Origin of the sequence: Staphylococcus taiwanensis (assembly GCA_020544305.1) — a bacterium.
Classification (GTDB): domain Bacteria; phylum Bacillota; class Bacilli; order Staphylococcales; family Staphylococcaceae; genus Staphylococcus; species Staphylococcus taiwanensis.
Genome location: CP058667.1, coordinates 1,731,187 through 1,751,615 on the forward strand (window position 1 = coordinate 1,731,187; position 20,429 = coordinate 1,751,615).

At 35.8% G+C, this 20,429-nt stretch carries 19 protein-coding genes; all 19 read right to left on the bottom strand.

What is annotated here, in order from left to right:
- Positions 1-215 precede the first annotated feature (215 nt).
- The gene (locus HYI43_08155) at positions 216-671 is read right to left on the bottom strand and encodes a DUF2335 domain-containing protein (protein UDI78518.1); all 456 of its coding nucleotides are present in this window, start codon (positions 669-671) and stop codon (positions 216-218) included.
- On the bottom strand, positions 661-876 hold the full coding sequence (locus tag HYI43_08160) for a hypothetical protein (GenBank protein UDI78519.1): 216 nt from the start codon (positions 874-876) through the stop codon (positions 661-663). Before HYI43_08160 ends, HYI43_08155 begins: the two co-directional genes overlap by 11 nt.
- A gap of 200 nt (positions 877-1,076) precedes the next feature.
- Positions 1,077-2,489, bottom strand: coding sequence for an N-acetylmuramoyl-L-alanine amidase (locus HYI43_08165; protein ID UDI78520.1), 1,413 nt, complete (start codon positions 2,487-2,489; stop codon positions 1,077-1,079).
- An 11-nt stretch (positions 2,490-2,500) separates the two neighbouring features.
- Positions 2,501-2,752, bottom strand: a complete 252-nt coding sequence (locus HYI43_08170; GenBank protein ID UDI78521.1) for a PTS mannose transporter subunit IID — start codon at positions 2,750-2,752, stop codon at positions 2,501-2,503.
- Positions 2,753-2,795: 43 nt separating this feature from the next.
- Complete coding sequence (locus HYI43_08175) at positions 2,796-4,973, bottom strand: BppU family phage baseplate upper protein (GenBank protein ID UDI78522.1); 2,178 nt, start codon at positions 4,971-4,973, stop codon at positions 2,796-2,798.
- A gap of 50 nt (positions 4,974-5,023) precedes the next feature.
- Entirely contained in the window at positions 5,024-6,991 is a 1,968-nt protein-coding gene (locus HYI43_08180) for a glucosaminidase domain-containing protein (protein UDI78523.1), read from the bottom strand.
- 42 nt (positions 6,992-7,033) lie between these two features.
- On the bottom strand, positions 7,034-7,429 hold the full coding sequence (locus HYI43_08185; protein ID UDI78524.1) for a hypothetical protein: 396 nt from the start codon (positions 7,427-7,429) through the stop codon (positions 7,034-7,036).
- Positions 7,413-7,847, bottom strand: coding sequence for a hypothetical protein (locus tag HYI43_08190; protein UDI78525.1), 435 nt, complete (start codon positions 7,845-7,847; stop codon positions 7,413-7,415). The genes HYI43_08185 and HYI43_08190 overlap by 17 nt, the downstream gene beginning before the upstream one ends.
- A gap of 35 nt (positions 7,848-7,882) precedes the next feature.
- On the bottom strand, positions 7,883-8,023 hold the full coding sequence (locus tag HYI43_08195; GenBank protein UDI78526.1) for an XkdX family protein: 141 nt from the start codon (positions 8,021-8,023) through the stop codon (positions 7,883-7,885).
- Complete coding sequence (locus HYI43_08200; GenBank protein UDI78527.1) at positions 8,007-8,351, bottom strand: hypothetical protein; 345 nt, start codon at positions 8,349-8,351, stop codon at positions 8,007-8,009. Before HYI43_08200 ends, HYI43_08195 begins: the two co-directional genes overlap by 17 nt.
- A gap of 10 nt (positions 8,352-8,361) precedes the next feature.
- Positions 8,362-9,864: a BppU family phage baseplate upper protein gene (locus tag HYI43_08205; protein UDI78528.1), complete on the bottom strand. Its 1,503-nt coding sequence runs from the start codon at positions 9,862-9,864 to the stop codon at positions 8,362-8,364.
- Positions 9,864-12,530, bottom strand: coding sequence for a peptidase G2 (locus HYI43_08210; protein UDI78529.1), 2,667 nt, complete (start codon positions 12,528-12,530; stop codon positions 9,864-9,866). The genes HYI43_08205 and HYI43_08210 overlap by 1 nt, the downstream gene beginning before the upstream one ends.
- An 11-nt stretch (positions 12,531-12,541) precedes the next feature.
- Entirely contained in the window at positions 12,542-14,383 is a 1,842-nt protein-coding gene (locus tag HYI43_08215) for a phage tail protein (GenBank protein ID UDI78530.1), read from the bottom strand.
- 10 nt (positions 14,384-14,393) lie between these two features.
- Positions 14,394-15,335 (bottom strand): phage tail family protein, encoded by a 942-nt coding sequence (locus tag HYI43_08220; protein UDI78531.1) that lies wholly within the window; start codon positions 15,333-15,335, stop codon positions 14,394-14,396.
- Positions 15,336-15,348: 13 nt separating this feature from the next.
- Complete coding sequence (locus HYI43_08225) at positions 15,349-18,561, bottom strand: terminase (GenBank protein UDI78532.1); 3,213 nt, start codon at positions 18,559-18,561, stop codon at positions 15,349-15,351.
- 4 nt (positions 18,562-18,565) lie between these two features.
- Entirely contained in the window at positions 18,566-18,856 is a 291-nt protein-coding gene (locus HYI43_08230) for a hypothetical protein (GenBank protein ID UDI78533.1), read from the bottom strand.
- Between the two features lie 47 nt (positions 18,857-18,903).
- Entirely contained in the window at positions 18,904-19,407 is a 504-nt protein-coding gene (locus HYI43_08235; GenBank protein UDI78534.1) for a hypothetical protein, read from the bottom strand.
- Between the two features lie 59 nt (positions 19,408-19,466).
- Positions 19,467-20,000 carry a phage tail protein gene (locus HYI43_08240; protein UDI78535.1) on the bottom strand — a complete coding sequence of 178 codons (534 nt, stop codon included), beginning with the start codon at positions 19,998-20,000 and terminating at the stop codon, positions 19,467-19,469.
- A gap of 2 nt (positions 20,001-20,002) precedes the next feature.
- The gene (locus HYI43_08245) at positions 20,003-20,425 is read right to left on the bottom strand and encodes a DUF3168 domain-containing protein (GenBank protein ID UDI78536.1); all 423 of its coding nucleotides are present in this window, start codon (positions 20,423-20,425) and stop codon (positions 20,003-20,005) included.
- Positions 20,426-20,429: the final 4 nt, after the last annotated feature.

The following is a 20,429-nucleotide window of genomic DNA, read 5'->3' on the forward strand; positions in this document are numbered from 1 at the left end:
ACCGAAAATTAAACACTTTTCGAAATTAAGAATCCCATAACGACGGGGTTCTTTTTATTTTGCCTATTAATAACACACCATATAATACAAATTTTTAGGGACTTTTTAGGGACCCGAGTCCCTCACATGAAAAAACCACGCTCATAAGAACATGGTTTGTATTTTTTTTGAAAATTACGCATAAAAAAATAACCGTACCTATTAAGATACGGTTACTAGTCCTCTTTTCTTCTTATATTATTTACTGTAGCGTTAATCATACTTACCACTATGTTTCCCAAAGATAAAGTCCCAATAATGCCTGCTGCCCATTCTTTTCCAAATATACCTAATACTACTGATCCTATAATCCCCGCGATGGAAATAATCGTACTTGAATTAATTCCTTTTGTCGTAATTGAATCATTACTTTTGTAGTACTTTTCTTGCTCCACAATTTCTAAGTTCATTCTATGCTGCTGGTTCTTTTCAGCCATTTCCATAATCCTGTTAGCTGAACCTGGTAAAACTTCTTCATATTTTTTAAAATCCTCAGGGTCTGGAAGAGGTCCACTTTTAGTTAAAGAAATTTCACGTGCTATAATTTCGCGTCTTTCATCACTATTATTAGCATTCTCTAGTTTTCTTTCTAACACTTCTGCATCGTTAGACTGTTTTGTATCAGTATCCATGATTTAGTTCCTTTACTTTTGGATATGCGTTTAAAGCTTTTTGCATATCTGCACCTGTAGCGTACCAATCACTTTCTAATTGATTTATATCACTTCTCGATTGTAAGCTATTTTTACGTAATTCATTTCTTTTTTTACCATAATATCCATTCATATCTCCAGAAATCATGTATGCTGTGGCTATTGTTTTGAAAATTTTTTGCATAAAGATCTCCTCCTAATATATTTACATATTAATATGTAAACGTAAAAATAACAACAAATTTATGATTATAAAATTAAAAATGGGCACAACTACTTAAAAAGGTACGATATTTTATAACATAAAAAAACAGGGACAAGCACCGTTATGCTTATCCCTTTACGAACTAATAGTGAAATGTCATCTGAGTGTATTATATCATATTATTTCCAAGATATCTTGCCAAAATACTTCTCTTTCTTAATACGTTCTTGTTTATCTGTAATTTTACATAAAGCACAGTAGAAGTAACCGGCACTAGGGTTAGTCGGATATTTAAACTTAGCCCACCAATAACCATTGCGTTTAGTTACAGATACAAAGTCTACCCATTGGTTTTTAAGTAACCATGAATTGCTATCTACAACTGATCCATGCAAACCTGCTGAACGTCTAACTTTAATAGTTGTATTAGCAACAAAGCGACCTTTCCAGTTCCACGTGATTTTCTTTTCTTCTTTTTTGCTTTTCATTTTATTTGATAGTGTGTTTGTTTTTGTTTTAGTAGCAAAGTTAGGTCGAACAAACCACATTTCAGTTTCATACTCATGTTTACGTCGTGTAGCAGTTTCCCAACCAGTACCATTATTGATTGGCCCAGAAGTCCAACCACCACCAAGCCAGTTCTGCTCGATGACAACAATATAATCAAGCGTTGCTTCAACAACCCAAGCAACATGTCCCCAACCTCCACCAAGTTGAGCGCCCCAAACAACTAAGTCGCCTGGTTTAGCTAAGAATTTAGGTGTGTTTTTGTGAACAGTCGCTTCTTTTTTGAAGTTTTCTAGATTAACTTTATTAAATGGAATATCTTTAGCGCCGTCGCCTTTTAAACCATGACCAAATAAATGGTCCCAACCTACATTGGCATAGTCAAAACATTGGAACGCTGCATAACAATCGTAGTCATATTGTTTGCCTTCTGTTGATTTCAACCAATCTACAAATTGGTCTCTCGTATATGGTGTAGCGCCTGTTGTAACTTGTGTAGGTGTAGCTTTAACCTTAACATCTTTTTTATAATACTTAGCTACATGCTTGTCTAGATTGCTTGTATCACGACTATATCCGCATGCTTGTAATAAATTACCCGGATCCTGCTTATCTGCTTGAATATCTTGGTGGCCTGGCATATGCGTTTTATAATCAATGTTCCAATATTCTGCTAAGTAAGCTAACACACGAGCACCGTTATCTAGTGCCTTCAACGAGCGTTCTTTATTATCAAAGTAACAAATTTCTACACCAATCGCTACATCATTTGCATCTTTACCATACCAAAGGTTATCAGTTGGTGCGTCATATAATACATGCCATGCTTTTTCAGTTGTAGGAATACAAATAATAGCTTCTTTATCATCTACAAAGATATGCGCGCTCGCTACTTGGTTCCACGGTATATTATGCGTATTTTCGTAATAGTTAACGTTAGTTTGTGCAGATGTGTTAGGGTTACCTGTATCATGTGCTACGATGAATTGTGGTTTGCCTCCATCTAATTGTTCACCATAGCGTCGTGTTCCTTTAGTCAATAAATCATAGCGTACTTTAACGCCTTTCCAGTTTTCAGTAGCCATTTACAACACTCCTATTTTAAATTATTTTCTTTCAGATATTCTTCTTGCGCTTTTGAATGCGAATGAATAACATATGTGTTTTTATAAACACCATAAATTGCAATGACAAATGGTACTGCTGAAGTAGCAAAATTTTGCCATGCGTCTAATTTTTCAGGCATTAAAAAAGGAACTTCTATACCACTTGCTTTCAAAGCAAGGTATAAAGCGCCTAACATACCACCGATTAAACCGATATATTGTTTTAATTTATCTGATGTCATCTTTATTCCTCCAAAATAAAAAGCCGACCTAAAAAGGTCAGCTTTAGATCAATATATTTGCGTATGGTATTTCTGTCGTTCTGTAATTAAGTTTGAATTGCCATTCATAACCAGCTTCAATTGTTTCTTCTTTGAATTGTTGGTTATAAATCTTGCCCATGTCTGCGTTGCGGTGTTCTATCCATGTATCGCCTTTTATCGCATTTTCGTTAATTCTGTTTGTTTTGACAATATTTTCAAATTCAAAAGCCGTAATAACATCATTTGTGTCATTACTTAACAGATATGAGTTTGCTTGTAATTTTTCTGGTATATTCTCAATTCTATACGTTCCACTCACATCTGGTTTATATGTGTTGTTCAGTGACGATTTAATTTTGTTAACGTTTTTAGTAAAATACGGAACCATGCCAGCGTATGCAGTTTTAACATATGTTTTCTTTAAAAACTTAACATTTCCATATACCGAAATTGCACCATTTTTAATTGAGTGATTTGTGATGATATTTACTAAATCGTTATTGTCTACTCTACCGTTAACATTTTGAACCAAGCTAACATTTTGTATGTCTGTATAAACTTTATCCGTAACAAATGATAATTCTTTGTTGTCTCCTAATAATTTAGCATCTTTATTTTTGAAAGCTGTTCCTATTCCGTTGTGTTCTGGTACAAATTGTTCCCCACTAGTATTATTTGCATCTCTGATTTGCATTGCAATGTCTTTGTTTGAATAGCTATAAAGTGACTGAGTTACATTTGTAACAACTGGTACTAGTTTAAATATATTTATCGTACCTTTAACATCTTGTGGACGTGTTCCACCGAAATTAAACCACCCTCTTGGCGATGTAGTTGGGTGGTCTGGATCTTGCCCTTTAAAAACTAATTTCAATGTATGTTTTTTGTATTCAAGATTATCGAATAGTAGTTGTTCGTTATCAACTTTATTAGTATCGCTATACGTTGATACAGTAGTTTTCTTCTCATTTGTAGTTCCTTCATCAAGTGTAGCTTCCCAAATACCACCAACATTTGTACAATACGATGTAAAATTGATTTTATCGGCAATAACTGTACCTTTAAGTGTGGCACCTACGGTAGTTGCAAAATAGTTAGGCGCATAAGATGTATTAAACATACTACTGTCAACCATTTCTAAATTTTGATAGCCTATCGATTTGTTTTCATTTTTATAGTCGCCTATCTCTGTTTCTCGAAAAATGATGTAGTCATCTTTTTGATTTTTACTGAACCAAATTCTTAAGGCTCTATTGTCACTTATAGGTTGCACAACGTGAAATGTTTGTGAAGGTGCATGCACAATACTTACCGTCATATTCCCTTTAATTGTAGATAATTTATTCAATTCTTCAGAAAAATTAGGTTGTAAAAGTGTCATGTCTGCATCTTTACCGGGTTCCCCTTTTAGAGATTGTAGTTGTTCTGGTGTGAAGTCGTCGAAAGTGAAAGGATCACCTTTTTCTCCTTTTTCTCCTTTTTCACCTTTTTCTCCATTTGCACCATCTACGCCATCTTTACCGTCTATTCCATTTTTTCCGTCTAGTCCATTAACTCCATCCTTGCCATCTTCACCTTTTTCACCTTGAACACCCTGTGGACCTTGTTCGCCGACTTTGCCCGGTGGTCCTTGAATACCTTGAACACCTTGTTCTCCTCTTTCGCCTCTAAATAAATTTGAGTTTTCTGTAACGTATGTTTGTAAGTCTTTTTCTAACTTAGATTTAAAACTATCATCCAACAAACCAACTGCATTTTCTTTCATTACGTTTTTAACTAATTCTTGTAATGAATCTACATGTACTTCTTTTCCAATAGGTCCAGTCATACCGCTATCTGTAATTGTGAAATAAAAGTTAGCAACGTGGATACTATCACTTTTGTTTGCTAAAAATAGTTTGGCGTCCATTCTACCAGGATGTGCAATAACGTTATCTGATACCTTATATTGAATAACACCTTTGTCAGGTATCACAATATCTAATGGCTCATTCGTAAAAATTGAACCGTCTGAACAGAATAGATCTAATCTAGGTAACATATCTGTTTTATTAAAATCTAAAACTTGGTTATTATCTTTAATTGTAATTCTAATGTATGCACTACCGTCATCTTCGGTGTAAAAATTAGCACCAATAAAACCGTTCTCAGCCGTGCTAACATTGATATTTGTAGATACATCTGTCAATTTTTGTAACATATATACACCTCTTTTAATTTTAAAAGGCTACCCACTGTCAGTGAATAGCCTTACTTATATTTATCCTGTATAAAATAAAGTCCTTTTAACCCTATTTTTTTGTAATAACTGTATATTGTGCTTGCTTGATGTTCGCACCAACGAATGTCTGTTGCATATTGATGTGTAGCAGGGTTTTTAGGGTTCCAACGCATACGGTATAATGTGTTTTGCCCTTTGTTGATGTAATCTTGTCTAACGAATTTAGCGCCACCGATGATAGCTTTTGCCGGTGTTGTCCAACCTCTTCTACGTGCAAAAGGTATAGCATTGTTAGGATTGTTATCATAAGCGCCTATACCAAAGTAGTTATATACACCATAACGACCACTTGCAAAGTTACTTGTACCATTACCACTTTCCAGCAACGCATGCGCAATCAAATATATCTCATTAATGTTATATTTTTTACAACCGTCTGCAAACGCCTTGCCTTGACCTGATAACGTTCCACGTCCTTTTAAGATAACGTTCAATTTTGATACGCTAATACCTTGATACTTACCTAAATTAAGCATCTGGTAACGTTGTGATGAACTATTCCATATAGATGTAGGGTTCATTGCTGCACTAACAGCTGAACGGCTAGGGAAGTACCAACTATAACCATTACTTTTTTGTGGGTACCCTCTACTCATTTGTAAGTTAAGTGCTTGAGTAAATGTAAATCCACTCTTTTCTACTGTAACCTTAGCTTTAGTTTGTTTTGGTGGCGTAATTTTTTTAGATTTAGAAGTAGATGGCGTAGTAACTGTCGGTTTAGTTGTTTTAGCTTCTTTGTCAGATTTAATTTTAATTATTTTTGTACTTGTAGTTGTTACTATTTTCTCTTTTAGTAACTTATCTTTTTTGAGGTACATTTCAATAATTTTACTCTCAACTTCTTTGTACTTACTTTCGTCAGGAATGCCGTTCTTTATCATGTCGTAATCGATTAAATCTTTCATCGAACGCCAAATATTAGGGTCTGCTTTAATTGTGCTTTCTGATAATTTGATTTTTGACCAACTCATCAACCATACACCGTATATCAACGCTTGTAGTTGGTTTAGCATGAATTGGCGTTTACTTTCTGTTTGTGCGCCACAAACTTCTATCACTAACCAACCTGGATGTGAGGGTGCCTCTGTGTCAGGTGGTCTAGGCGTCCATATTTGTTCACGGTCAATATAAACGTGTGGATATTCATCTTTGCTGACAAATCTATTACGTTGCAGATACAACTCTTCAACATCGCGCAAATGAGGACATTCTTTGATGTATATACCTTTAGGCTTGCTCATCAAATTACCGTCATCTACGATTAAATGGTCGTTGTATTCTAACTCTTTATCTAGAGAGTATAGAAAGTCAGTATATTGTACTTTTTTAATTTCTTTAAAGTGAGGTTTTTTAGCATCGCCAGTTGACGTAACATCTTTAGAGCTATCTTGTGGCTTAATTTCCGGTTTAACGTCTGTCGGCGTTTTAGGTTTGGTCGTTTCGTGTTTAGTCCCCGCCTTTCTAACTTCCTTTCGATAAGCTGGACGCACAAAACCTGTAACGCTTGTATAACTATGCGTTACGTATGCTGCTGCGCTTCCCCAATTATAGTTTGGCGGATATTCTTTGTGGACCCAATTTTGATCCACGCATCTAAACGTTTTTTTGTTGCTAGGACCTACTACAATACCTGTATGCCCTGCCCACCCGATACCGTTACCGGGGTGCCAAACTGCGATATCGCCAGGTAAAGGGACAAAATCAGGCGTGTTTTTTATAAATCTGAAGCCTTTGGGGTATTTGTAATAAGCCATATCAACTGCATTACCCCATGTTCTAAAACCCCAGTATTTTTCGAATATATAGTTTGGTAAGTCCCAACATTGTGGACCTCCTCCGGACCCGGGTAAATCTATTCTTTTTCCTATAGTCGCTTTTGCCCATGCTGCAACTTCAGACGCAGTAGGTTTCCTTTTTTTCGGGTCTGGTAATCCCATTTATCCACCTCCAAAATAAAAAGCCGACTAGTTAAAGTCGACTTAAAAAAAGACTTGTGCAAACGCAAAGGCAGCGCCCACTAAAGTACCGGCCAAACCTATGAGCGCTACAATGATTTGAACACTACCTTTTTGTTTTGTTTCTATTGTCCCTTGAATAGTTTCTATTTTTTCGTCATGAGACATGACTTTGTACTTAATATCAGTCATTTCATTACCTACGTTGGTCATAACTTTTGTTAAATCTTTGATATTGTAATTAGTCTCTTTTTGAGCTTCGTAGGTTTGCCGTTGTAAAGTGGTTTGCGTCTCAATTTTCGTTTTTAACTCGCCTATTTCTTTGATGTTCTTTTTATCATTTTCGTTAATCTTTTCATAAATATCGCCATTTGATTTGACCCACTCATGACGTAGTACATAATTATTTTCGTCTGGCATATAAGTCAGCACCTCCAACAAAGGACGCAACAAAACCTGTTGCTGACATTAGCCCCATATGCGCAGTGGTTAACCAGTTGATTGAGTGATAAATACTTGCACTGGTCATCAAAAAATAAAGAATAGCTGACAAAAAACCACCCAATGTAATAAGTTTGCTAAATTTAGTGTTTTGATCACTTGATGCAAGGAATATTGATGAAATCATTACGATTAAACCTGCAAACATCACAACAATTCCCCAACCCCAAATAGGCATAATATGATGTAACGCTAGATAAAAAGAACTATCATCTAAAACGTCATCTTGTTCTTTGAACCAAAAGAAGCCTCTTAAAAACTCTCTAAAACCATAACTAAAAACCATTATTGCTGCTATGGTTTCGGCCAGTGTCAAATCTTTCATATTGTTTTTCATATAACACCTGCTTTTATCCAAAATAAAACCACCAGCTATTCAGCTAGTGGTTCGTAATCTTGACCTGTAATTTCTTTATATTCATCTACTGTTATCCATTTGACTGTAACAGATTGCTTAACTTTTTCTAACGGGAATAACCCCATTTTATAGTATCGTTCAACTATTCTGTACATCATCAACACTTCCTTTTTCAACCAATAATTCTAATACGGTAGCCATATCTTTTTTGACGTTTTCGATTTCTAATTGTGTGTTTAGTAAATGCTCCGACAGATTAGCGATAAGAACATCTTTATCGTCAATCGGTTCAGGTGGCAATTCTTTTTCAAAAACCTCTTTTGACTGGCCTATCCATTTCTGACCGTCAAAGTAAATCGGCGTGTACATACCGTCATCTGGTTTGTTTTCCGTCCATTTCTCAGAAGGGTACTCATATTCGCCCTCTTCATTCATCGTTACAATGACCGGTTGTCCGTTTTTCCATAAATAAACTATTTTCAAAATATCACTCCTAATTTATCCAACTTACCTGAGCGTAGATATAATCTTTTTCTGTCCAATCTCCAGTAACTGATGATTTATAAAACAAGACATCGCCAGTAGGGTTAATAACTAAAAAACAACCCGGTTTACCTGTCGGCGTTCTGACAGAAAATGATTGCGCGTTTTTAACCATATCTTGTGGCAATCTTGCGAATATTTGACCGCTAAAAAGGTTGCTAGCGTTGATACGTAAATGGTTCGTTGTTACACCATTCTGAGTTACTATTCTGTATGAGCAAGGATAACCATTTCTATCTGTATATTCAGTGTTAGCATACGCTCCATTGACTAAAGGTAAGTTTATCCAACCCGTATCTTTAAAATCGTTTATCGATTGCCATGGTAACCAGTCTCCTGATTTTGTGCGAATGTGTACCTCATTTGAATCGTATGGAGTGTATATAAATTTCATATAATTTGCATTTGTGTAAATTACGATAAGCATACCATTTCGTTTAGTTGCTGGTCCGTTTGTAGCGTTATACAAGTAATAAAAACCAGATTTAGTAATTTGTGTAGGATCATCAAAATCTAAATCGTAAATAGGTATCGTTGCACCGTTATCTTGTGTCAATGCAACTTTTTGCCAATCATAACTACCCATAAGGTTATCTACATCGCTTTTAGTTAAAGCACCATTCGTTTGAAAGTCGTTTACTTTTTCATCAATCAAGTTATTAGCATCTGTTACCTTTGCGTCAAAAGTTTGTGTGTTTTGATCTATTGAGTTTTGAAACGCGGTTTTAGCAACTTCAAAACCACTTTGTACATCATTCTTTTTACTATCAATTTGTGCTAAAGATAACGTTGTTTGCTCTTCTATGTTATTTAAAGCATCAGTTTTATTTGTATTGATTAAATTGATGCTATCATCTTTTGCTTTTTGAATAGCTTGTGTTGCGCTTGTAGATAGTTGTTTGATTGTATCTATCAAACTTTGAGTGCTGCCAATATCTTTTTTGAGTTGTTCTACTTTCTTTTCTAATTCGTCACGCAAATCATCAAACATGCGAATGTAACTCACTTTGATATCGCTACTAATTTGATTAACCAAACTATCTTTCACTTCAAATTGGAAAGTACCTAAAACGACTGTATCGTCTTTATCTTCATTTTTATAATCATTGAGCGATAGATAAATCTCACCTAACACCGTTGAATTTGTAACACTTTTCAAAAACCAAGGTGGCACTGTTACACCAATCAAACCTGTCATAGGGTCGATAAATTCAACATCTAAAACGCCAGATGTAGAAGGTCTATCACCATTTTTTACAGTAATCTGTCTAAAAAAAGCGTACCCTTTAACATTGTTTGTACTGATTAGTAAGGGTAGATTATCTTTTGTTACCCTAAATTGGAACTGTGCTGTATTTTTATCTAAATTATAAAAACCGATACCCCTATCCGATATCGGTTTTAAATACGCTTCTTCTTCTAAATCAATTTTAGCCACTTTTTCTAATTCCATTATTTAACACCCCACAATACTAATGCAATCGCAAAACCGCGTTCTTCATTATACGGCGTTGTAATGGCCATTACACGCCCTTTACCGTTCACATTATCTTTATATCCAATTCCAGCTTTACCATTGATTAAATCGCCTGCTATGACGTCTTTTTCGACGTTTGTATATATTTGACCAATTAACCCTACTGTATTCCATTCCGGACGTTCAGAACGTGATACGTAAGGTAAATCTTCATTATAATTAGGGTTCTCGATTGGTTCATCTCGCCATTCAAACACTGTGTTGCCGTCTACATCTTCAAATTCTCTTTGAACACGCTTAGTCAACGTCATGCCATACTCATTTTGTAAATATCTATCTTTATGATGATATGTTTTATCGTTGGCCACAAGTGCAGCAGTACCCGATATAACACCAATCGGTTCATCGTTCGGTTGCGCTTTTCTGATTTTATCACCGTCTAAAGTAACAATGGTACCTAACTCAATAGGTTTACCACTTTGACTTTCAAACAACTCTGCGATATCGGCGTTATTTTGCGTTAATTTACCAGCTAAGTTAAGGTTACCATGTAACGTGTTAAGATCTACTTTAATGTTTGCGGTAGAAGGTTTACCTGTACTAGAGTAACCTGCAACCACTCTGTAACTGCCAGGCGATTTTACATTTCTACTATTGAATACCGTTTGCGTATGGCTCTCTTTAGATGTTTCTGATGATAACGAATTAATAACTCCACTTCGTGACCCATAAGCTTTAGAACTCATTCCAGAACCTAAAACGAATGAACGTGGGCTATACGCTCTACTATTACCAGTTGTTGCTAAAACTACACTTCGAGGATCTACCGCAGCAGAACCTGTTGAACCTGCACTTAAGCCACCTTTTAATACGGTAGGTACTGTTTTATACTTTTCGTTTGCAATAACTGCGGCGTTTGAATAGTTATCTGCAGTAATACCACTTATCATAGTTGTATTGTTGTATGTTTCAATACCATTTCCTGTGCCACGACCTTTTAAATTACCGTTGATAATTTTTAAATCGTAAATTCCACCACCACTCGCAATACCAACTTTAGGTGATGAATTGTAGATGTTAACATTACTTAAAATAAAACGCTCGCCTCGATTATCTCCGCCGAAGAATTTAATATCTTGACCGGCAGTTGTAAAACCAGTAACTGTAATATTGTTAAGAATTACGTTTTCAGACATAAACTGAACCGCGATAGCAGGTAAATTACTGTCAGTTTTACCGTTTGCTAATTTACTAAAATCACTATCGCCGATAGCGGTAAAATTATTAACCGAAACGTTTTTGTAAGCACTAGTTAACAATGCTCTAGGCGTTGTACCTGGATATACGCCGTTGTATTTAGGTCGTAGAGCCACGCAGTTGTTTAATGATACATCATAGGCTGTTTTAGATTTAGCGTCCGTTTTTGCTCTGTGGTGGCCAATATGTCTAATGTTATAAGCTCTTGTATCCTCAATTGATAAATGATTATTTACAAACACGCATCTTGGTGCACTTGCAGGTGCATGGGCTTTGATTTCAACACCACCGAAGTTACCTTCTGTTCTATTATCTGATAAGAACACAAATTGTGAACCGTCATCAATTTCAATACCGTTGTTATTCCCACCAGTAATTGTTGGATGATGAGCATAACAATTAGTAATCGTGATATAACGTGAATGATGGGTAGTGATAGAGTCATCACCACAAGCGTATGTTTCACAATTATCAATATGAATATGTTTACTTTCTAATGCGTATGGAACTCTATTTCCATCACCTTCATAGTAGTAATCATCATTTGCATAAGTTACGTCAATACAATGTAATAAAGCGCTATGCGATTTAACGTTGTAAATGTAACCATTCGTTACACCAGCAAATCGAATATTGCTTGAACGTGAACCACCAGTAGGTTTGAGTTTTTTATCTTGTCTAAACTTATTACCGTCAAATGTAAAGTTCTCTAAACTAATATTTTTAGCATTACCACTCATTTTTAAGTTAGTGATACCAATGTTCTCAGCTGGTGTACTATCCATAAATTTAATAGTGGTGATGTCTTTACCTTGTCCGACTAATCTTGAGTTGTTAGGCATTTTGATACCAGTTGTTAAATAAGTACCTGCACTCATCGTTACAAGTACGTTGCCAGTGCCTAACGCGTCTTGAAAAGCTTTTGTACTGTCTTTTTGACCAGTTGGGTCACCACCGAAGTCATCTACATTTACAATACGTTGTATCTTTTTGAGCAATTCGGCACGTAACTTTTCTCTTTCGTTATTCTCACGTAAAAAATCGTGATATAAACGATTGGATAGGTCATCAAAGTTTTGTGCGTCCATCGATGTTCTACTCGCTCTCAACTCTTGAACTCCGTCACCGTTATGTCCAAGCACTAAGTTAGTAATTTGCTCGTCTTGATAACGTTCATGGTCCTGTAAATTAACATCTTGCCCACTTTTTATTGTGTGCTTAATTTGTGATGATTTGTGAGCGTTCTTTTGATTTGTAACATGGTTTTGGTAATCGCTATCTTTTTTATCAGCCCATGATTTTATTGTTTCAAAGTTTTGTTCGACTTGAGATATAAAATCTGAACCAAATAACGAATGTAGTTTTGTTTTCAATTCGGATAACATACACAACCTCCTTATTCATCATAAAATTGATAGTAATCTTTAATTAATTCGTACATAATCACTTCATGCCCTTTATCATTAAAATGAAGGCCGTCAGGCATGCTAGATTTTCTAAAAGCTGGACTGTATGGTTTAAAACCTTCATATCGGTAAGCGTCGAATACAGGTATATTTAAGTCGTTACAAATATCTACTTGTACGTTAACGTAATCAATCAAAGTTTTACCTTTATCATTCTTATCAGTATCTTTACGTTTAACTTTAGAACCTTCCATATAACACTGTCTTGCAGATGTCATTACCAATAATTTCGCTTTAGGGTTATTCTTTTTGATAATTTCTACTGCACTATAAAAGGCACCGTAAAACGTTTTAGTATCCGTTTTATCAGTGCCTATATCTATGTTTTTGACCCAATCATCATCAGTACCTTGTATGATAATTAAATCGCCTTTGATTTTAGTAGCTTGTTGGTAAATATCACTCATGGTAGCGCCACTTTCAGCAAGATTAGTATATTTTGCTTTAATCTTTTTAGCTAATTGTTGAGTAAAGTTGTTTTTTGCTAATGACCCTTTAGCAATACTATCGCCAATTGTACCTATGGTTTTAACCTTCTTGATACTAGATTTGCTTGAGAAATCATGTACAATTGTTCCGTTTGAAGTAGTTACGCTTTTGGCATTTGCTTTATCGAGTTTCGCTTGTAAATCATCTGTTTTACCCAATAAATCTTGTGTAGTTTTTGTATTGGCGTTTGTCTGAGATTGCATTTCTTGTTGTGTTTTAGCAGGGTTATTTGTTTTTAGGTTAGTAACATATTTAGCAGCTTTACCAACCGCTTTTACATATCTATCTTGCAATCTAAATTCACCTAGTACCAAGTCCATTTTTATGATATTTCCATTTATGTCACGTTTGGTTGTGATTTCGATAATTCTTAAATCGACATTTAAGCCCATTAAATCATCAATCACTTTAACAACATCGCCAACCCTAGGTATAGCATTTTTAAAATACTTTTTTAATAAAACGAAATCGAGTGTTACAGATGTTTTGATACTATCATTAATAACCTTTTCCATACTCTTTTTTAAAGTATCTTCTTTTGTAATTCTTCCATCTTGAACAGGTGGCGCATGTCTTTTGCCGATAACATCAGCTAACGGTGATGTATATTCAAATTGCAAACTCGCCTCATTGTAAGTTTGTTGATCTGTATAACCACCAAAACCTTTTATAAACGTAAAACATTTAGTAGCATCTTCTTGTATTTTGATATTATTAGCGTTTACACCTGCTTTTATCCAATACTCTGGTTTGTATTCGATGTAATCGTATAAATGGAAGGTTTTAGTTTTTGCGTCATATTCATATTCTAGTGAATATCGTTCCAAACCTTTTTTAAATAAATCAAGATTTGTATCGCAATTACCAAGATTTTCAAATTTCGAAGATGATACTTTAGCATGTAAGTTATATTTGTATCCTGTACCTTTAAAAACTAAATCGAAATATGCTTTGCCAGTAAAACTACCGTTATAAATTTCGTAAATACGATTATTGTTTAGGTCGTCAATTTCTACTGGTCTAGCTTTTATCGTTAATCTGCTTTTTTGACCTCGAGTTTCTTTATCTAGCATTACAATGCGATACTCGTTTTCATCTTCAGGACCAGCAACGCCTGTTATCGTCCACATTTTTGTAATCGCACCAATAGCATCAAACGTACCCTTATTTTCGTCAATTACAATTGTTAACGTACTATCTGTGTCCGATAATTTAATGTTCAGTTCGGTTTCGACTGGTAGATTTTGACCGTAACCTTGTAATGTTTTTAGTAATACCGTCATATCGTCACCCCTACATGTAATATTCTTTGTGTTTGAACACGACTTTTTGCATCAATTTGGTACTTCTAAACGTGTTCCAACCAGGTATTAAAGTAGGGTTGCGTCGGCTCACATTATAGGCATCAATGTTTAAACCGTTTCTAAAAGTGTGAATACCGTCAAATTTGATAGTATCGCCCGCTTTCAACTCTAAGCCTTTGATATTAATAACATCACCACTTTCAACCATATAAAAAGTAGTGCCGTTTTTATCATTTTTAGATACGTTTTCCGCTAAAGTCACTTCAACTGTGCTATCTTGATTAATTTGATTGATTTCAACCGTACCTGCATAATAAACATTACATATTTTTGTATCGTGGAAAGTATAATTACGTTTATTATCATTTACATTAAACGGTAAGTTATCCGATACCGCCCATTTTTCAACACTTCTACTTTCACTTTCTAAATCAGTACTATATGCGATGCTTTCAAAATAAGGTAGCTCAATGGTTTCAAATTCAAGTTCAAACTCACCAGCCGTTTGCGTAGTATCGATTGAAATCGCATTAACTAGACCAACAAAAATTTGTCTACCGTCTACATAATCAAGTTCAAACTCTTGAGGTTTCGTGTTGAATATATCTTCATATTTAATAGATGTGTCCGGTGTAGATAATTCACGCAAATAATAATGACCACGTAATAATGCTTGTAAATTTGACTTAAGATGTGTCACTTGAGCCATTTTGTCTACTTGATATCGCAATCTGAGACTAACTGTTTTCTTTTCTTCATAGACAGAGTTAAAAAATCTACCTTGCGCGCCATTAACTGTACTGTATTCACGATCATATCCTGAACCTTTAACGTCATAGGATACTACTTCTAAAACTGAGCCAGTAAAAGTGTTATTACTGACTTTATACTTTTTATTATCTTTAATTATTTCTATGTCGTGAGCAATCAATAATAACACTCCTTTACAAGCCCATACTATTGTTTTTACCGTTTTGTTCTTCAATGTAAGATTTAATATAATCAACATCACCCTCGTTACGCACAGTTATATTAACGATAGGTCGATTATTTTCTTGCATGCTGTGTTGTACATCTTTAGTCATGTGAGCGTCCACACTACCATTTAACGAACCGCCTAAACTGTCTGTTAGGTCTGTTGATAATTCTGGGGCAAATGCCTCAGTTAAATTACTAGCTACACTACGGACTGCATTCACTGCTTTGTGTTGGTCAGCTAAGATACCCATTCCTAATCCTTGAGATACATACTCCCCAATGCCTCTAAACACTTTAGAAGGGGACGCAATACCTAATGCACTTTTAGCTGCATTTACTGCACGTTCTGCTACACCTTTAGCTGCGTCTACTACCCAATCAATACCGGCTCTGATACCGTTTGCTAAACCTTGCATTAGATACTGTCCAACTTCTGAAAATTGACTGAAGAAGTTGCGTATTGCGTTAACTGCCCGTGACATTCCTGCCTGTACTTGACTAACCACATTGATAAAGCCACTTATTACACTTTGTACAAATCTAGCCATTGCATTAATAATTGAAGATACCCATTGTGCGCCTCCAGATATCACTCTTGATAACGCTTGAGCCATATATGATGCAACAGCTGATACCACTCTGATAAAACCACTAATCACAGATGATACAAATCTGGCTAAAGTGCTTATGATAGAACTTACCCATTGCGCACCAGTTGATACAACATAGTTATAGGCTTGTACCATTTTGTTCCAAACGGACTGTGCCATTTGTCCAAACCATTGCGTTACACTATTCCAAATTTGAGTGACATATTGAACGATTGCCGACCAAATTTGAGACCAACTTGTGATATTCGTACCGAGTATAGAATTTAGCGTGTTGAATATAAATTCGGAAATCTGAGTGAAAATTGAAACAATCGCATTCCAAATGGTCATCATTACGTTTTGTATTGTAGTTTGTAAAGTTAACCACGCGCCACTAAAGTCGCCAGTTAACAATTGAATAAACGCAGTAAACAAGCCGACGAGCAATTGAACTACTGAAGAAACAATTGCACCTATCGCAGTAAATATCACTGATACGGCAAGCCATAAAGACTGGAACGCACCTATCACTAATTGAATGGCACCCATAACCAAACCACCTAGAACTTCCATGAACAGTTGTCCTAGTTGTTGTAGTAATGGCATGATAGGTTGTAATGTTTGTTGGATAGATGCCCACAATTGAGTAAACCAGTTAATGATAGAATTTACTGCGCCACTAATTGCAGAAACAATACCGTTCCAAGCGTTGATAATCATATTTCTAAAGCCTTCATTCGTTTTCCACAAGTATACGATAACACCGACTAAAGCTAATATAACGCCAATGACTATGCCAACTGGTCCAGTTAAAGCACTAAATGCAGTGCCTAATAATGGTAATAATCTGCCTATATTAGCTATTGGACTAACTAATAAGCTAAATGCACCACGTAAGATGTTTAAAATACCTTGAAGTATTCTTCCAGCACCTAGAAATCTTCCTATGTGTCCAACCGCTTGTATCAACGCAGCAACGAAACCACTGCTTATAAACGTACTAACCGCAATAATTGGTGCTAGTAATGCCCACATAATGCCGGCTAGTATCATACCAATACCAACCATCTTAGCAACAGCCGGATGTGTTTCGAATAATTTTGCGATAAAGCCAGTAAACGCAGTTACCACACGTAAAATCACACTTGCAATAGGTGCCATAGCAGTGCCAAATGCAACTAATGCACGTACAATGTTGCCAATTAATTGCATAATCACCGGTCCGTTTTGTTGTACGTATTGCACAAACTTTTTAAAGCCTTCTGATTTACCAACTTGCTCAGACCATTCTCTGAATTTGCTAGTCATTTTGACTAACCAATCAAAAATGTTAGAACTGTTTTGAGCGAATGCTTTCATTAAGTTGCCGATACCAGCAAATACATTACCGAATATCTGACCTATTTTAGGTAAGTTCTCTTTTGTGTATTCAATAAATGACTTAATAGCGTTTTGTCCTTCAACACTATTAGCCCAGTTTTGAAACTTCTTACCTAAGTTATCTAAACCTTTAGCAGTCCATAAGAATAATGGACCCAGTTGAGTGAATACATTGATTAAACCATCGCCAAATCGTCCTGCTGCACTTAATAATGTGTTAAACGTCTTAACGCCAGTAGTGTTCATCATGTTGAAGAACTTGCTAGCTGTTTGACTGTTCTCAGCCCATTTTAAGACGCTCTGTGACGCTTGTTCCATACCTTTAGAAACGCCTGCAAGGAATGGCTTCATACGGCTTAAAGCAACGTTAACTGTGTTCAAACCGTTAGCTAAAGTATTAAATATCTGCGCTTGATTTTGTTTAATGATACTTTCCCAAGTAGATTTAACTTGATCTAAAGACGCTTGATATCGTCTAGTTTCTGCGGTAGCTTGCAGTGTGCCGTCTTTAAGCATTTTCAAAGCACTAATTGCCATACCACCAAACGCAAAAGCACCTGCACCAGCGATACTAAATGCACCTGCCAAACCTAATATACCGCCTGCTAACACGCCAACTGCATTTAATACAGCCATTAACGCTGGTACTAAACCAGCAATAACAGGTATTAAGCCTTGAATACTAGCTATCATTAGCCCTCTGACTTGTTGACTAAAGACAGTGCCAAACGTTCTTATTTTGGTAGCTAAAGCGTCCATTTTATTGCCATATTCATCTAAAGACTTACCTAACGCTTTAGTTAATACTTGCGCTCTTGTCATGCCCCGTGTATCAAAGTTAACGTGTACCGTTTTATCATGTAATGATGCCAACATTACTTTAGCGCTTATTACTGCACGCTTTAAATTGTCATTATCACCTTTGATATCGACTTGTTTATCGCGTAATCTTTGCAATTCTGCTTTGGCAAAAGATATTGCGCGCTTAATAGGGTTGGTGTCTCCATCGATTTCCACCTTATGCTCTCGCCAACGTTGCGCCATTGCTTTGGCTCTTTGAAGGTTACGCTGAAATTTACTGATATTGGCTTTCACATCAGTTTCAATCTCATCTGGAATAGATGTTTTAGCTAAAGTCTGCGCTTTTCTAACGTTGTTCTGAAAATCACGTATATTAGCCATGATACGAACCATAAAATTTTTATCCACTTATTCACTCTCCTTTCTGTTTTTGTTCTTCTAGCCAACGTTTAGTACCTGATTTGAATAACTCTCGTCTACGTTTTTCATGTTCAAGTTCTGCTCGTTTAATACGTTCATAACTACCAGGGTTGCGTATTTCAAATCGTTGACGTTCAATATCTCTAGTCATTCGTTTTAATGATTTACCAGCTTGTACAAGGCCATTAGCTTGTGCAACTTGTATCATTAACTCTTTCTGATCTAAATATTTATCTTGACCACCTATTATCCAATCTTTCCATTCGTTAGGTGTCATCATCATCAACTCATTATCAGGTAGATAACCTATAAACCTACTCGTTAATTGTCTTATTTCTGAATAGTTGAGTAAGGTTCCACGTTCATGATTTCTTTGTAGTTCTCTTTCATTAACTCGATACCAGCTTTCGTTGTTTCTTTGTCCTCGCCCTTCGCCATTTGAGGCGCTTTGTTCATTTGCGTCCAGAACCCTCGAGATTTTTGCTTGAAAAAACCACTATTATTTAATACATCTAAAGCACCTTGTAATAATTCGAGTGTGTCTTCTTTTTCTTCAATGATTTCAATTAAAGCTGTTTCAATTTCATCTCTAGAAGGTGCATTTTTACCTAGATATGCAGTAGCACACTCCCAAAAGTTAGCAATAGCAACCGTGTCACGTTCCAAAATACCGTTGTAAATCACATTAAAACCAGGTGTAGTAACCGTTTTGCCGTCCTTATCTTTTGTATCTTCTGCAAACTTCTTTGCTTTAATGTCAAACGCAAATAATGCTTTAGCTTCTACTTCATTATCATTGATTGTAAGCGTTGTAATTGGATTAAATTCAGTCAAAATGTATACCTCTTTTCAAATTTTATATAAAAAAATAAGGGGACAGATGCCCCCTAATATTAAGAACTCGTTGTTTTAGCTTTAGATTGGTCCTCAAAGCTACCAACTTTTTCTGCAAAACTTTCGTATTCAACAGTAGGTGCGCCTGCTGCTTCAAACCATTCTGGTGGTAGATTAGCTTCAGTTCCTTCTGCTGAGTTCCATTTAACTTTTAACGTTAATTCAATTTTGTTATCTTCATCATCGAACGACATTTCGTAACTTTCCGGCACTGTGTAGGCAAATACACCATGATATTTACCGTCATCACGTTTGTTACGTTCATACAACCATACACGCAGTTGTTCGCCATTTTTAATTGCTTTTTTAACTTGTTCAATTCCTTTGTCACCAGGAATATTACCGATAGTGAGTTTAAACTCTTCAGAAACGGCATTTACACCATAATCTGTTTTACCGCCACGAATGATTTCAGCCAAGTCATTCTCAATTGTGTGGCCACCTTCTTGTAAGTCAGCTAATAGCAAAGCATCAGTTGGATCTAATTTATCTTTAGCTGGTCTAACTACTGCTAAGTAATTCTTTTGAGCCATGCTTACACTTCCTCTCTCTTAGTTTTATGTCTGAAATTAAATAAAAGTCGAATTGTGCCGTGCTTAGTAAACCTATCTATATCAGGAAATACTGATTGGCTATCAATTCGACTGTATCTAAATTCGTAATTATCTATTTCAATTGGTTTGTTCAACACATAACCAATCGCGCTAATTAATAGCTTGGCCTCGTACTGCGTTGGATATTGCGAATATACATGAAAGACGATACCTACCGTCTCACGCATATTTGCACTACTTTCGTTATTAGTGACGTTGCTCTCACCCACAACAATATATGGGGATCGCACATCATCTTGAACGACATCAAAAACCCTATCACCAACTAATTCGTTAATGATAGGGTCTGTTTTTAATGTTTCGTATAATCTACTTGTAAGTTCAGGTTCAACCGATACCCACATATTT

Coding starts and splice junctions, on each gene's coding strand:
- HYI43_08215 (UDI78530.1), bottom strand. CDS start 14,383: ATGACGGTATTACTAAAAACATTACAAGGTTACGGTCAAAATCTACCA.
- HYI43_08195 (UDI78526.1), bottom strand. CDS start 8,023: ATGTACAGAATAGTTGAACGATACTATAAAATGGGGTTATTCCCGTTA.
- HYI43_08245 (UDI78536.1), bottom strand. CDS start 20,425: ATGTGGGTATCGGTTGAACCTGAACTTACAAGTAGATTATACGAAACA.
- HYI43_08165 (UDI78520.1), bottom strand. CDS start 2,489: ATGGCTACTGAAAACTGGAAAGGCGTTAAAGTACGCTATGATTTATTG.
- HYI43_08160 (UDI78519.1), bottom strand. CDS start 876: ATGCAAAAAATTTTCAAAACAATAGCCACAGCATACATGATTTCTGGA.
- HYI43_08170 (UDI78521.1), bottom strand. CDS start 2,752: ATGACATCAGATAAATTAAAACAATATATCGGTTTAATCGGTGGTATG.
- HYI43_08230 (UDI78533.1), bottom strand. CDS start 18,856: ATGATGATGACACCTAACGAATGGAAAGATTGGATAATAGGTGGTCAA.
- HYI43_08155 (UDI78518.1), bottom strand. CDS start 671: ATGGATACTGATACAAAACAGTCTAACGATGCAGAAGTGTTAGAAAGA.
- HYI43_08205 (UDI78528.1), bottom strand. CDS start 9,864: ATGGAATTAGAAAAAGTGGCTAAAATTGATTTAGAAGAAGAAGCGTAT.
- HYI43_08210 (UDI78529.1), bottom strand. CDS start 12,530: ATGTTATCCGAATTGAAAACAAAACTACATTCGTTATTTGGTTCAGAT.
- HYI43_08185 (UDI78524.1), bottom strand. CDS start 7,429: ATGCCAGACGAAAATAATTATGTACTACGTCATGAGTGGGTCAAATCA.
- HYI43_08240 (UDI78535.1), bottom strand. CDS start 20,000: ATGGCTCAAAAGAATTACTTAGCAGTAGTTAGACCAGCTAAAGATAAA.
- HYI43_08190 (UDI78525.1), bottom strand. CDS start 7,847: ATGAAAAACAATATGAAAGATTTGACACTGGCCGAAACCATAGCAGCA.
- HYI43_08175 (UDI78522.1), bottom strand. CDS start 4,973: ATGTTACAAAAATTGACAGATGTATCTACAAATATCAATGTTAGCACG.
- HYI43_08180 (UDI78523.1), bottom strand. CDS start 6,991: ATGGGATTACCAGACCCGAAAAAAAGGAAACCTACTGCGTCTGAAGTT.